Origin of the sequence: Pseudoduganella albidiflava, assembly GCF_004322755.1 — a bacterium.
Classification (GTDB): domain Bacteria; phylum Pseudomonadota; class Gammaproteobacteria; order Burkholderiales; family Burkholderiaceae_D; genus Rugamonas; species Rugamonas albidiflava.
The window spans coordinates 5,118,930-5,132,735 of record NZ_CP036401.1; the positions used below are offsets into that span (position 1 = coordinate 5,118,930).

Annotated in this window: 12 protein-coding genes; 8 read left to right on the forward strand and 4 right to left on the reverse strand. The window is 68.2% G+C overall.

Going from position 1 to position 13,806, the window contains the following annotated elements; all coding sequences use genetic code 11:
• Nucleotides 1-146 precede the first annotated feature (146 nt).
• Nucleotides 147-458 (reverse strand): hypothetical protein, encoded by a 312-nt coding sequence (locus tag EYF70_RS21180; protein ID WP_229420491.1) that lies wholly within the window; start codon nt 456-458, stop codon nt 147-149.
• 149 nt (nt 459-607) lie between these two features.
• Nucleotides 608-1,267 (reverse strand): thiol:disulfide interchange protein DsbA/DsbL, encoded by a 660-nt coding sequence (locus tag EYF70_RS21185; RefSeq protein WP_229420492.1) that lies wholly within the window; start codon nt 1,265-1,267, stop codon nt 608-610.
• A 174-nt stretch (nt 1,268-1,441) separates the two neighbouring features.
• Between EYF70_RS21185 and EYF70_RS21190 the strand changes: the two genes are divergently transcribed.
• The 3 genes from EYF70_RS21190 to EYF70_RS21200 all read left to right on the forward strand — a co-directional run bounded on the left by EYF70_RS21190 (nt 1,442) and on the right by EYF70_RS21200 (nt 5,379).
• Nucleotides 1,442-3,559, forward strand: coding sequence for a M1 family metallopeptidase (locus EYF70_RS21190; RefSeq protein ID WP_218943709.1), 2,118 nt, complete (start codon nt 1,442-1,444; stop codon nt 3,557-3,559).
• Nucleotides 3,556-4,440: a hypothetical protein gene (locus tag EYF70_RS21195; RefSeq protein WP_131147175.1), complete on the forward strand. Its 885-nt coding sequence runs from the start codon at nt 3,556-3,558 to the stop codon at nt 4,438-4,440. Before EYF70_RS21190 ends, EYF70_RS21195 begins: the two co-directional genes overlap by 4 nt.
• A gap of 144 nt (nt 4,441-4,584) precedes the next feature.
• Nucleotides 4,585-5,379 (forward strand): DODA-type extradiol aromatic ring-opening family dioxygenase, encoded by a 795-nt coding sequence (locus EYF70_RS21200; RefSeq protein WP_229420493.1) that lies wholly within the window; start codon nt 4,585-4,587, stop codon nt 5,377-5,379.
• Between the two features lie 457 nt (nt 5,380-5,836).
• On the opposite strand, the gene ylqF is transcribed toward EYF70_RS21200, so the two are convergent.
• Nucleotides 5,837-6,757 (reverse strand): ribosome biogenesis GTPase YlqF, encoded by a 921-nt coding sequence (gene ylqF, locus EYF70_RS21205; RefSeq protein ID WP_229420942.1) that lies wholly within the window; start codon nt 6,755-6,757, stop codon nt 5,837-5,839.
• A gap of 121 nt (nt 6,758-6,878) precedes the next feature.
• On the opposite strand from ylqF, the gene EYF70_RS21210 reads away from it, so the two are divergent.
• Nucleotides 6,879-7,565 carry a hypothetical protein gene (locus tag EYF70_RS21210; RefSeq protein ID WP_131147178.1) on the forward strand — a complete coding sequence of 229 codons (687 nt, stop codon included), beginning with the start codon at nt 6,879-6,881 and terminating at the stop codon, nt 7,563-7,565.
• A 37-nt stretch (nt 7,566-7,602) separates the two neighbouring features.
• Here the strand turns inward: EYF70_RS21210 and EYF70_RS21215 are convergent, their stop codons facing one another.
• A complete protein-coding gene (locus EYF70_RS21215) occupies nt 7,603-8,529 on the reverse strand; it encodes a histone deacetylase family protein (RefSeq protein WP_131147179.1) in 927 nt (308 codons plus the stop codon).
• Nucleotides 8,530-8,663: 134 nt separating this feature from the next.
• On the opposite strand from EYF70_RS21215, the gene EYF70_RS21220 reads away from it, so the two are divergent.
• From EYF70_RS21220 to mltB, 4 genes are read left to right on the forward strand one after another with little or no spacing between them, the layout of a single operon-like run.
• Nucleotides 8,664-9,584 carry an AAA family ATPase gene (locus EYF70_RS21220; protein WP_131147180.1) on the forward strand — a complete coding sequence of 307 codons (921 nt, stop codon included), beginning with the start codon at nt 8,664-8,666 and terminating at the stop codon, nt 9,582-9,584.
• Nucleotides 9,585-9,586: 2 nt separating this feature from the next.
• Nucleotides 9,587-10,564: a DUF58 domain-containing protein gene (locus EYF70_RS21225; protein WP_131147181.1), complete on the forward strand. Its 978-nt coding sequence runs from the start codon at nt 9,587-9,589 to the stop codon at nt 10,562-10,564.
• Nucleotides 10,561-12,549, forward strand: coding sequence for a transglutaminase TgpA family protein (locus EYF70_RS21230; RefSeq protein WP_131147182.1), 1,989 nt, complete (start codon nt 10,561-10,563; stop codon nt 12,547-12,549). Before EYF70_RS21225 ends, EYF70_RS21230 begins: the two co-directional genes overlap by 4 nt.
• Nucleotides 12,546-13,709 carry a lytic murein transglycosylase B gene (gene mltB / locus EYF70_RS21235; protein WP_131147183.1) on the forward strand — a complete coding sequence of 388 codons (1,164 nt, stop codon included), beginning with the start codon at nt 12,546-12,548 and terminating at the stop codon, nt 13,707-13,709. Before EYF70_RS21230 ends, mltB begins: the two co-directional genes overlap by 4 nt.
• Nucleotides 13,710-13,806 lie beyond the last annotated feature (97 nt).

Here is a 13,806-nt window from a genome sequence, read left to right on the forward strand (position 1 = left end):
TTGGGGTGAACGCATGCTTTCAATGCGTCGGAAAATGCTTGACCAAGCGGAACTGGAGTACGTGCCATTTTTCGGGCAACAATGAGCAGTCAACAGTAAACAAAGAAAAGCCCGCGATTGCGGGCTTTTTCCTTGCTGGCCTCGTCCTACTTTTCCGGCGTCAGGTGCCCCAGCCCGTAGCCGAGATGCTGCCACCAGTGCTCGCGCGAGCGCACACTCAGCAGGCAGGTCTTGTCGACTTCCTCCTTGAACACGCGGTCCTGGCATTGCTTGGTCATCAGCGCGTGGCGCTGGTTCTCGGCGTTGACGAGCGCGGCCGCCAGCCAGCAGGCCAGGATCGCCAGCAAGATCACCAGGCTCCAGGCCAAGTGATTGACATTGCTGACATTGAAGAGCCGCTTTTCATCCGGCTCCAGCGCGTCGAACGCTTCCATGATGCCTTTTTCACGATCGGTCATAGCCACATCCTCATTCACTGCCCGCTTACCATTTTTACGTCCGCTTACGATTTACAGCCTGCCAGTGTCGCAGCGATGCACCGCGGCAGGCTGTTGCTTCCGCTGCAGTTCCGCTCGCATTTCTCTCGTACTTCTCTCTTATTTCTCTCTTACTTCTTCTCGGCCGCAGCCTTGGCCACCAGCTGGTCCAGCACGGCCATCGTCTGGCGGCCGGCCTGGGTTTCCGACATGCCGGTGCCGGCGATCGACGGCGACGTCATGTAGCGGCCGTCCACGACCAGCGTCGGTGCCGAGCTGACCTGGTACTTGGAAATCGTGCTGGCCAGGGATTTCATCTTAGTCTGCACGCTGAAGGAATTAAAGAGCTGTTCGTAGCGTGTCTTGTCGACGCCGTTCTTGACGAGGAATTCCTTCATCTGCTCGTCGCTGCGGTAGATGCGCTGGCGCTCGCCGTGGATGGCGCGCAGGATCTTGCTGTGCACCAGCTCGGTCTGGCCCATCGCTTCCAGCGTCACGTAGGCATGCGCCAGCGGATCGGTGGGGCCCTGCGCGAAGTGCAGCCGCTTGAACACGATGCGGTCGCCCTGCTTCTTGACCCATTCTTCCAGCAGCGGATCGAGCGAATAGCAGTGCGGGCAGGTGTACATGAAGAATTCGATGACTTCGACCTTCTTGCCCGGCGCGGTCGCGGCAACGGGCGTGCTCAGGGTCGTGTAGCCTGGTCCGGCAGCCTGGGACATGGCGGGCAACGTGGCGGATACGGCCAGCATGGCGGTGGCGGCAAGCATGAGGCGGCGCATTGGACGCATGATCTTCCTTCTCGGTTGGGTCGCATGAAAAGACAAACGCCGCGAGATTACCATTTTTTGCGCGAACGTAAGTAACGGTGTATTGCATTAAGGGTGGTTTAAGGAGCGGCAGGCGTTGCCATCCATGCATGGGCCTCGCTATAGTGGGCACATCGTCATCGCACAAGGAGCAGCATGCGCGTTCTGCACTGCCTCGCGGCCGCCACCATGGCGGCCATCGTCCTGCTGGTGCCGCCGGCGCCGCTGGCGCAGGGGGCCCGCCCCGCCGCCGCCGCACAGGAGATTCCGTTCGCGCCGCCGCACGCCGCAGCGGCGGCCACGCCCAGCAGCCCGGACGCCTGGGGCGGCATCCGTACCGGCCGCGAAGCCACGCTGTCGGACCGCGTGGCGAATTACCGGATCGAGGCCACGCTCGATCCGGTCCGGCACACGGTCGCCGGGCGCCAGCAGCTCACCTGGCGCAATCGCAGCGACCGCACGGTCAACAGCGTCTACCTGCACCTGTACCTGAACGCGTTCCGCAACGGCGACAGCACGTTCAACACGGAGTTGCGCGCGCAGGGCCTGACCGATGGCATGGGCGATGGCGAATGGGGCTACATGGAGCTGCGCCACGTGCGCCAGGGCGGCGCCGACGTACCCTGGACCTTCGTGCAACCGGATGGCGGCCCGGCAACCGACCGCACCGTGGTGCGCCTCGACCTCCCCGCCGGAGTGCCGCCCGGCGCCAGCACCACGCTCGACATCGGCTTCTTCGACCAGTTGCCGCGCGTGACGGCACGCACCGGCCACTTCGGCACGTTCCACCTGGTGGCGCAGTGGTTCCCGAAGATCGGCGTGCTGGAACTGCCGGGCGAGCGCGGCGCACCGGCGCTGCGCTGGAACGTGCACGAGTACCACACCGATTCCGAGTACTACGCCGACTTCGGCCACTACGATGTGAAGATCACCGTCCCGCGGGGTTATACGGTAGGGGCCACCGGCGCCCTGCAGGGCCAGCCCGTGGCGGACGGCGGCCTGGTCACCCATCATTACGCGCAGGGCGACGTGCACGATTTCGCGTGGACGGCGGACAGCCGCACCGCGCCCCCGCTGCGCGACACGTGGACCGGGGAGGATGGCCGGAAGGTCGGCATCACCGTGCTGTACCCGCCCGATTACGCATCGAACGCGGCGCCGGTGCTGGAGGTGACGAAGCAGTCGCTGGCGTACTTCGCCGGCAAGCTGGGCCCCTACCCCTACGACACGCTGACCGTCGTGATTCCCCCCTTCAATGCCGCGCACGCGGGCAGCATGGAATACCCGACGTTCTTCACCACGGACAGCGTGCACGATCCGGCGCCCGGCACGCGCGACCGCTACGACCTCGATTTCGTCACCGTGCATGAATTCGCGCACCAGTACCTGCAGGGCATCCTCGCCAGCAACGAGTTCGAGGAACCCATGCTGGACGAAGGCCTGAACGAATACTGGAACGCCCGCATGCTGGGCCAGCGGCCCGCCTCGCTGCCCGTGCTGGCCACGATGCTGCAAGGCCGGGGCGCGTTCGCGTTCGGCGGCTTCCCGGGCGAGCGTTTCGATGCGCCGCGCGAGGAACCGGCCGACCCGCTCGGTGCGAATGCCTACGACCGGCTCGAGAGTGTCGGCGCGGTGTATTCGCGCACGGCCGTGATGCTGCACGACCTGCAGGCGCAGCTGGGCACGGAAACGCTGGACCGCGCCTTCCGCGAATACTACCGCCGCTGGCGCTTCCGGCATCCCGGCGTGGCGGACCTGCGCGAGACCATCGCCGAGGTCAGCGGCCAGCGCGCGCTGGTGGAGGCCGTGTTTGCCCGGCAGGTCTATGCAGCGCAGAAGGTGGATGACCGCATCGTCTCGCTGGACAGCGAGGAAGTCACGCCGCAACCCGGCTACGCGGAGCGGCAAGGCAAGCTGGTGGAGCGGACCGCGGCAGCCGTGGCCGCACAGACTGGCGGCGCGTCGGCATACAAGACCACGGTCGTGGTGCGCCGCCGCGGCGCGGCCGTGCCGCAGACGCTGGTGGTGACGTTTGCCGACGGCCGCAAGGAAACCGTGCAGTGGCACGGCGGCGAATCGTGGCGGCGCTACGCATGGGTGAAGCCGGTGCGGGCCGTGAGCGCGGAACTGGACCCGCAGCGCCGCCACCTGCTCGACACGAACAAGCTCGACGATACGCGCACGGCCGAGCCGAACGCCGTCGCCACGCGCCGCTGGACGCTCGACCTTGCCGCTGCCGTGCAGGCCATGCTGGCGCTGGTGCTGACGCTATGACGCGCCCCGCCATCCTCCGCCTGCTTGCTGCCGGCCGCGCGGCGCTGCAATGGCGCCTGCTGCTGCTGTGGCTTGCCGGCCTGCTGCTGCCCGCCGTGCTGGTGTCGCTGCCGGTCTGGCTGCTGCTGGCGCGGGAACTCGACTTCTCGACCCATGCGCCGGCGCTGGCCCAGGCGCTCGACATGGTGGCGATCACGGACCTGGGCACGGCCTTCGAGCGCGACCGCGATGCGCTGGCGGCGGCCGGCACCGGCGCGCTGCTCGTGACGCTGCTGCTGTCGCCCCTGCTGACCGGCGCCGTCGTCACGGCCGCCCGCGCCGCAAAGCCACCGTGCCTGCGCGAACTGCTGGCCGGCGCCGGTGAACAGTATCCGCGCATGTTCCGCATGCTCGCGTGGGCCGCGGTACCGCTCGGCGCCGCCGCCGCGCTGGGGGGTGAGCTGGCCGACGCCGCGCAGCAGCATGCCGATCGGGCGATCACCTACGCCGACACGCAACCGTGGCAACTCGCCGCGGCCGGCGCCGCCGTGCTGCTGGTGCTGGTGGCCAACCTCACGCTCGATGCGGGCCGCGCCATGCTGGCGGCCGACCGCCGGCGCAGCGGCGCCATCCGGGCCTGGCGAGACGGCCTGGTGCTGCTGTGGCGGCGCCCCGGCGGCGCGCTGCTGGCGTGGGCCGTGCCGACCGTGGCCGGCCTTCTGCTGGCCGCCGTGCTGGGGTGGTGCCGGATGCACGTGCCGGCCATCGGCCTGACCGGCACGGTGGGTGCGCTGCTGCTGGCGCAGGCGATCGTGCTGGCGCTGGCCTGGATGCGCATGGCGCGGCTGTTCGCGCTGGTGGCGCTGGCGCAGGACCAGGCCGGCCCGCCGCACCTGCATTGAACCGTAGAGCAAGCCGCCGGACGGCCGAACAGGTCGAACAGGTCCAACAGGTCGAACGAGTCGAACGTCAGTATCGATTTTTTGCCGGTTGCGATGGCGCGCGGGCAACCGTATAGTCGTCGGGTTGAAACGATGGAGCCAGGCATGTTGCCCACCTATTTCCTGTCGCACGGCGGCGGCCCGTGGCCGTGGATGAAAACCGAGTTCGGCGGCGCGTACGACGTGCTGGACGCATCGCTGCGCGACCTGCCGCGGCAGATCGGCGGCAAGCCGAAGGCCGTGCTGGTGGTGACAGCGCACTGGGAGGCACCGGCGTTCCAGCTGTCGGCCGGCGCTTGGCCAAGCATGATCTACGATTACGGCGGCTTCCCGCCGCACACGTACCAGATCCGCTATGACGCGCCGGGCTCACCGGAGCTGGCGGCCCGCGCGCAGGCGCTGCTGGAGGGTGCGGGCATCGCGGCCGGGCTGGATGCGCAGCGCGGCTTCGACCATGGCACGTTCTCGGCGCTGTACCCGGTCTTTCCCGACGCGGACGTGCCGATCGTTCAACTGTCGCTGCAACGGGGGCTCGATCCGCAGGCGCACCTGGAGGCGGGCCGCGCGCTGCGGCCCCTGCGCGATGAAGGAGTGCTGATCGTCGGCAGCGGGCTCAGTTACCACAACCTGCGCGCCTTCAACGGCGCCGGCGCCGCCGCCTCGCACCAGTTCGACGGCTGGCTGCGGCAGGCGATGGCGCTGCCGCCGAAGGAGCGCGGCATCGCGCTGATGAACTGGGAACGCGCCCCGGCCGCACGCGCCGCCCATCCGCGCGAAGAGCACCTGCTGCCGCTGATGGTGGCGCTCGGCGCCGCCGAGGACGATGCCGCCAGCGTGGTGTACCACGAGGACGCGTTCATGGGGGCGCTGGCGGTCAGCAGTTTCCGGTTTGGCGGCTGAGCGGGCCGGCAGCGGGGGCAGGCACCAATGCGCGAATGCAAAGCTTAACCGACACGCATGCATACACCCTGGATGCGAAGGGCCGGGGTCAGACCCCCGTTACCGCTGGTAGCAAGCCCTGTCGATAGCGGCGATGGGGGTCTGACCCCGGAATCTGCCTCCGGGTCTGGCTTGCCTGAACGGCATCAGAAGGGCTGGGGTCAGACCCCCGTTACCGCTGGTAGCAAGCCCTGTCGACAGCGGCGATGGGGGTCTGATCCCGGAATCTGCCTCCGGGTCTGGCTTGCCTGAACGGCATCAGAAGGGCTGGGGTCAGACCCCCGTTACCGCTGGTAGCAAGCCCTGTCGACAGCGGCGATGGGGGTCTGACCCCGGAATCTGCCTCCGGGTCTGGCTTGCCTGAACGGCATCAGTGTCAAGCCACCGGTTTTCCCGAACCCCGCCGCTATGTACCTGCTTATGTACCCCGCTTGCCCCGCATCCGCTCGGCTTCCTTCGCGGCGGCCTTCGCCGCGGCGGCTTCGGCCTTGATGCGCTCCTGCTCGGCAAACACGGCCAGCGCGGCGGCGCGGGTTTCCGGCGTTTCCAGCGAAATGCGCCCGAGCGCGCCGCTGCGGTAATCCTGCAGCAGCATGTGCGACGCCTTTTCATAGTCCCAGTCGCCGCCGCGGATGCGGAAGCCGCGTTTCTGCGCGATGCCTTCGACGATGGCGATGGCGTCCATCCCTTCCGTCTTGAAGCCGTAGCGGGCGGCGAGCAGCTGCGGGTAGCGCACCAGCAGCTCGCCGGCCAGCCATTCGGCCACTTCTTCCTCGATCAGCGCGTTGGCGCCGATCGCGTGGCTGGCGGCCAGCGCCAGGCCGTCGCTGGGCATCTCGATCTTCGGCCACAGCAGGCCGGGCGTGTCAATGATCGCCGTGTTCATGTCCAGGTAGATCTTCTGCTGGGTCTTCGTCACGGCCGGCTCGTCGCCCACCTTCGCCACGCGGCGCTTGAGCAGCGCGTTCATCAGCGTGGACTTGCCCACGTTCGGGATCCCCATGATCATCATCCGCAGCGGCTTGGTCGGCACGCCGCGGTGCGGCGCCAGCGCGCGCGCCTTGTCGATCACCTTCGCCACGTCGGACGGCTTCTTGGTCGTCATCGCATACGCGGTCACCGTCTGGTCCTGCTCGAAGTGGCGGATCCAGGCGCTGGTGGCGTCCGGATCGGCCAGGTCGATCTTGTTCAGCACCTTCAGGCACGGCTTGGAGCGGAACTTGCGCAGTTCCTCGACCAGCGGATTGGTGCTGGCCTGCGGCAGGCGGGCATCGACGACTTCGATGACGACGTCGACGTCCGCCATCTGTTCGGCCGCCTTTTTCTTGGCGGCGTTCATGTGCCCGGGGAACCATTGGATGGCCATGCTGTTACCTTCTGAATATGTCGAACAATCCGCTATTTTACCGGCACTGCCGGTGCTGTTACCATCGGCGTTTTGCCCGACCGTTGTCTCTTCCATGAAATTCCCCCTCCTCTCCCTCGCCTTCGTGGTGCTTTCGGCATCGGCCCAGCCGGTCGTCGAAGTGAGCACCGCGCGCGATCCGGAACTGAAAGCCTATGCCACGATGGCCAGGGGACTCGATGCGTTCGACGCCAGCCGCGCCCAGGCGCCGCAGGGAACGCTGCGCTTCCTGCTGCGGCCGGCGACGCGCGAAGACAGCCTGGAAGGGCTGGAACTGAAGATCGTCGGCGACACCGTCACGCTGCCGGTGCGGCTCGATCCGGATGGCGGCTTCACGCTGCCGCGCAGCCCGGCGGCGCTGGCCGACAACGCCGCACTGGTACTCAACAAGAAGAAGCATTCGTTCCGCTGGCGGCCGGACGTGCGCAGCCCGGGCGTGCCGGCCGATGCGCGGCGGCTGGGCGACCTGCGTGTGCAATGCGCGGTGCAATGGGCGATCGACCAGGCCGACCTGGCGCCGGCGGCACGGGGCGCGCTGGCGGCCGGCGGCGGCCCATGCCGGTCGATGACGATGCACATGGGCTTCGATGCGCCGGCGCCGCTGCGCGCGGCGTGGCTGCAGGATGGCGCGCGCCGCGAAGCCATCCCCGTCAGCCGCCACTACCGCCGCGTGTTCAATCCGCCGCTGGCCGACCGTTCGTGGAGCGACGACACGCTGGTGCGCTTCGAGTACGCGCGCTGAGCCGCATGGCTGCGCGCCGGCTTCCGCCCGACGCCGTTCAGATCTCGGCCAGCGCCTTCACGTGGGCGACCACGCTGCGCCCCAGCGCCGACAGGTTGTAGCCGCCTTCCAGGCAGCTGACGATGCGGCCCCGCGCATGGCGCCGGGCGATATCCATGATCTGTTCCGTCATCCACGCGTAATCGGCCTCGACCAGCCCCATGCCGGCCAGGTCGTCTTCGCGGTGCGCGTCGAAGCCGGCCGAGATGAAGATCATCTCCGGCTTGAACGCGTGCAGCGCCGGCAGCCACTGCTCCTGCACCAGCTGGCGCACCACGTCGCCCCGGGTGCCGGCCGGCACCGGCACGTTGATCCGGTTCGGCGTGATCGGCAGCGGCTCGGTGTAGGGGTACAGCGGGTGCTGGAAGAAGCTGGCCATCAGCACGCGCGGGTCGTCGCGGAACGCTTCCTCGGTGCCGTTGCCGTGGTGGACATCGAAATCGATGATCGCCACGCGCCGCAGGCCGCGCGCATCGAGCGCATGGCGCGCGGCCACGGCCACGTTGTTGAACAGGCAAAAACCCATCGGCACCGACGGCCGCGCATGGTGGCCGGGCGGGCGCACCGCGCAGAACGCATTGTCGATGGCGCCGTCGATGACGGCGTCGGTGGCCGCCACCGCCGCGCCGGCGGCGCGCAGCGCGGCCGTGTAACTGTGGCGGTTCAGCGAAGTATCGCCATCGATCGGGTAGTAATCGTCGCCTTCGTGCGGCTGGCTCTGCGCGATGGCGATCGCATTCGGCGTGTGGTTGCGCGCGATCGCGGCCAGGTCTGCCAGCGGCGCTTCGCGGTGGTCGAGCAGGCCGTCGATATGGGCGTTGATCAGCTGGTCCGCGATGGCCTGCAGCCGCGCGGGGCACTCGGGATGCCATTCGCCCATTTCATGCCGCAGGCAATCGGGATGGCTGTAGATGGCTGTGGTCACAGTTTCTTTACCGCATCATTCTTGGCATATCGTCTATGGATGCATCGCTCGATATTTCTTTGATGCATCGTCTGTATCACATCGTTTTCCATGCAGGGTAGAATGACCCGCATCAGGGCCAACTATAACAGACCATGTATACGAAATTGCACGCCGTCGCGCGGCAGGTGGGCAGCCTCATCGTGGGCAAGGACGTGCAGATCCGGCAATCGCTGGCCTGCCTGCTGGCCAACGGCCACCTGCTGCTGGAAGACGTGCCCGGTGTCGGCAAGACCACGCTGTCGCATGCGCTGGCGCTGTCGCTCGGCCTGCAATTCAACCGCGTGCAATTCACCAGCGACCTGCTGCCCGCCGACGTGGCCGGCATTTCCGTCTACGAGCGCGAAAAGAATGGCTTTGCCTTTCATCCCGGCCCCATCTTCACCCAGGTCCTGCTGGCGGACGAAATCAACCGCGCCACGCCGAAAACCCAGTCCGGCCTGCTCGAAGCGATGGAGGAACGGCAAGTCACGGCCGATGGTGTCACGCGCGCCCTGCCCGAGCCATTCTTCGTGATCGCCACGCAGAATCCCACCCACCAGATCGGCACGTTCCCGCTGCCCGAATCGCAGCTGGACCGCTTCCTGATGTGCATCTCGCTGGGCTACCCGGACCCGGCCGCCGAGCGCGCGCTGCTGATGGGCGAAGACCGGCGCAGCATGCTCAAGTCGCTCGCGCCGGCCATGACCCCGGCCGAACTGGCGGCGGCGCAGCGGGGCCTGCGCGCGATCCACACGTCGGCCGCGCTGGTCGACTACGTGCATGCGCTGGTGCTGGCCTCGCGCGGCAACGGTTCGTTCGCCGAAGGCCTGAGCCCGCGCGCCGCGCTGGCGCTGGTGCAGGCCGCGCGCGCCTGGGCCGCGCTGGAGGGCCGCGACCACGTGGTGCCCGAGGATGTGCAGGCCGTGCTGGTGCCCGTGTGCGCGCACCGGCTGCGGCCGGTGAAGTCGAGCCAGGGCGTGGCGCTGGCCAGCCGCGAGCTGGTGCTGCAACTGCAGAAATCGGTGCCGGTCTAGCGATGCTGGAAGCGTTCTGGCGCCGCGTGTTCCGGTTCGAACGCCGCAAGGCGCGCGACGGCGAAGTGGTGCTGACGCTGCGCCGGGTCTACATCCTGCCGGCCCGCGCCGGCCTGGCGTTCACTGTCCTGCTGTTGCTGATGCTGGTCGGCGCCACCAACTACACGCTGGGCCTGGGCTTCGCGCTGACCTTCCTGGCCGCCTCGTGCGCCATGGCCGACATGCTGCTCACCGTGAAGAACCTGGCGGGGTTGCGGCTGGCCGGCGGCCGGGCCGCGCCGGTGTTCGCCGGCGATGCGGCGCAGTTCGAGATCCACCTGCACAATGCCGGCAATGCCGACCGCTACGCGATCCGCGTGGGCTTCGGTACCGATGCCGCCGCCGAGCATGCGGCCGACGTGCCGGCGCGCGGCAGCGCCGCCGTGGCGCTGGCCCTGCCCGCCCGCGAACGGGGCTGGCTGCGCGCGCCGCGCATCCATCTTGAAACGCGTTTCCCGCTCGGCCTGTTCCGCGCCTGGAGCTGGTGGCAGCCCGACCTGCGCGTGCTGGTCTACCCGCATCCCGAAACGCCGGCGCAGCCGCTGCCGATGCGCGGCGCCGCCAGCGAGGAGGGCCATGGCGAAGTGGGCCTGGACAATTTCGCCGGCATCCGCAGCTACCAGCCGGGCGACCCGCTGCGGCACCTGGCGTGGCGCCAGATCGCCCGCCTGGCGCCGGAAGATGGCGGCCAGCTCGTCACCAAGCATTTCGAGGGCGGCGCGGTGGCCGAACTGGCGCTCGATTTCGCCCTGCTGCCACAGCACCTGGACGTGGAAGTGCGCCTGGCGCGCATGACGCGCTGGGTGCTGGACGCGGAACAGCGCGCGCTGCCGTACTCGTTCCGGCTCGGCGGCCACACCTACGCGGCCGGCCTGGGCGATGCGCACCGCGCCGCGTGCCTGCAGGCGCTGGCGCTGTACGGGCGGGAGGAGGTTCCTTGAAAGCCCTCGGTCCCCTCACGCGCGACAAGCAGGATACCCTGCTGCTGGTGGCCGCCGCGCTGCTGGTCGTCGCGCCGCACTTCGGCCACCTGCCCTGGTGGATCACCGGGACCGTCTGCGTCACCCTGCTGTGGCGCGTGCTGCTCACGCTGCGGGGCCGGCGCCTGCCGCCCATCTGGCTGCTGCTGCCGATCGCGCTGATCGCGATGGGCGGCGTGTTCCAGTCGTACGGCACGCTGCTGGGCCGCGATCCCGGCGTGGCGATGCTGGCGCTGCTGCTCGCCTTCAAGCTGCTGGAAATGCATGCCAAGCGCGACCTGTACGTGGTGCTGTTCCTCGGCTTCTTCCTGATGCTGACGAATTTCTTTTATTCGCAAAGCATGCTGACGGGGCTGGCGATGGCCGCCACGCTGGTCGTGCTGCTGACCGTCCAGATCACGTTCCAGTACACCGGCACCGTGCCGTCGCTGGGCCGGCGGCTGCGGCTGGCCGGCAAGATGTTCGTGCTGGCCACGCCGCTGGCGGCCGCGCTGTTCGTGCTGTTCCCCCGCTTCGACGGGCCGCTGTGGGGCATGCCGGGCGATGCCCAGGGCCCGCGCAGCGGCCTGTCGGACACCATGGCGCCCGGCACGATGACCAACCTGGCGCTGTCGGAAGAGGTGGCGATGCGGGTGCGTTTCGATGGCGCGCCGCCGGCGCAGGACCGCCTGTACTGGCGCGGCGTGGTGCTCAGCCACTACGACGGCCGCACCTGGTCGCGCATCGGCGGGCGCCTGTACCGCCGCGCCGGCGATGCGATGACGCTGCGGGTGGACGGCAAGCCGCTGCCCTACGAGGTGACGCTGGAACCGAGCCAGCGGCGCTGGCTGTTCACGCTGGAGCTGACCCCGCCGGCGCTCGACGTGCGGGGCGAGCGTGTAGGCGTTTCCGACGAACTGGAAAGTTTCACGGTGCGGCCGATCCACCAGCGCGTGCGCTACCGGGCGGCCGCCTTCGCCGACTATGCGGTACAGGCCGGGCTGGACCCGGCGCTGACGGGCAAGTGGCTGCAACTGCCGGCCGGCTTCAACCCGCGCACGCGTGAACTGGGGCGCCAGCTGCGCGCCGAGCCGGGCACCACCGACATGCGCATCATGGCACGGGTGCTGGGGCACTTCCGCACCCAGCGCTTCACGTACACGCTGCAGCCGCCGCTGCTGGGCCGCGACTCGATCGACGAGTTCCTGTGGGTCTCCCGGCAGGGCTTTTGCGAACACTATGCGGGCGCCTTCGTGTTCCTGATGCGGGCCGCCGGCATTCCGGCGCGGGTCGTGACGGGCTACCAGGGCGGCGAACTGAATCCAGTGGACGGCTACATGACGGTGCGCCAGTCCGACGCCCATGCCTGGGCCGAAGTCTGGCTGGCGGGCCACGGCTGGCTGCGGATCGATCCCACGGCCGCCGTGGCGCCCGAGCGGGTACGGCTCGGCATCGGCGGCGCACTGCCGCGCGAAGCGCCATTCGGCCTCTCCGCTTTCCAGAACAACAAGGATTCGTGGCTTGCGCGCCTCCGATTCCATGTCAATGCGGCAAATAACGCCTGGAATCAATGGGTGCTGGATTACAATCCGGAACGGCAGCGGAATTTCCTTGCAGAACTATCCGGCCTGGCGGGCGACTGGCGCGTGCTGGCCGCGCTGCCGGCGTTGCTGGCGCTGGGCTGGCTGTGGCGCCGGCTGCGTGCGCGGCGGCGGCGCGATCCCGTGCAGACTGCGTGGGAACGCTTCGGCGTGCTGCTGGCGCGCCGCGGCATCGTGCGCACGCCCGACGAAGGCCCGCACAGCCTGGCCCGCCGCGTGGCGGCGCTGGCGCTGCCGGAAGAAAAAAAGGCCGCGATGGCCGAATTCCTGGAACTGTATGCCGCGCTGCGCTACCGCGCGCTCGACGACGATGAACGACACCGGTCGGCCCGCCGGCTGGCCAAACTGCTGAGCCTGTCAAGATGAAACCCAAGACCCTGGTCACCCTGCTGCTCGCGGCAACCGTTGCCGCCACCTCCCTGCTGCCGGCCGAATTGCTGGCAGCTCCCGGCGAATCCGCCAGATCCACCAAGTCCGCCACCAAGTCCGCCAAGGCAAGGAAAGCCAAGGCCGCCAAGAAAGGCAAGAAGAAGGTCGCCGTGGCGCCGGCCAGCGATTACTACACGGGCGAGTACGTCGACTTCGGCCAGTGGAAGGAAGTGCAGGCCTTCCTGGACGACATGGTGGCCAGGCACGGCTTCACCCGCGCCGAACTGGATGCCCTGATGGGCAATGTGCGCTACCTCGATTCGGTGGTGCAGCTGGTCAAGCCGGCACCGCCGGGCAAGCCGAAGAACTGGACCGTGTACAGCAGCCGCTTCGTCGAACCGATCCGCATCGGCGCCGGGGTGCGCTTCTGGAACGAGCATGCCGACACGCTGGCACGCGCCGAAGCGCTGTACGGGGTGCCCGCCGAGATCCTGGCCGGCGTGATCGGCGTGGAAACCATCTATGGCCGCGACACGGGGCGCTTCCGCGTCGTCGACACGCTGACGACGCTGGCCTTCGCCTATCCGCTGGCGCCGAACCGCGATGCGCGCATGGCCTTCTTCCGCAGCGAGCTGGAAGCCACGCTGCTGTATGCGCGCCAGACGGGCATCGATCCGTTGACGCTGCAGGGCTCGTTCGCCGGCGCCGTCGGCCTGCCGCAGTTCATGCCCAGCAATATCCTGAAATACGCGGTCGATTTCGATGGCGACGGCCACATCGACCTGCGCAATTCGCCGGCGGACGCGATCGGCAGCGTGGCATCGTTCCTGGTCGGCCATGGCTGGCAGCGCGACCAGCCGGGCCCGATCGTCTACCCCGCCACGGTATCGCCGGCGAAGGAGTGGGAACGCTATGCCGATGGCGGCCTGGCGGCGAAATTCGCGCCCGAGGACTTGATCGCGGCCGGCGTCGTCACCACATCGACATTACCGCCAGGAATGCTCTATGGTCTGGTGGATTTGCAGAACGGCTCGGAGCCGACCGAATACTGGGTAGCCAGCAACAACTTCTACACGATCACGCAGTACAACCGCAGCTATTTCTATGCGATGTCCGTCGTGGAACTGGGCCGCGCCATCCGCCTGTCGCGGCAATAAGAAAAACGAAAGCAGCCAAAGAGTGGACAAAAGCAGCCGATGCGGATCATCGGACTGTAAAGATACGCAAGGAAACTTGAGTGCCATGGCGCCGGAA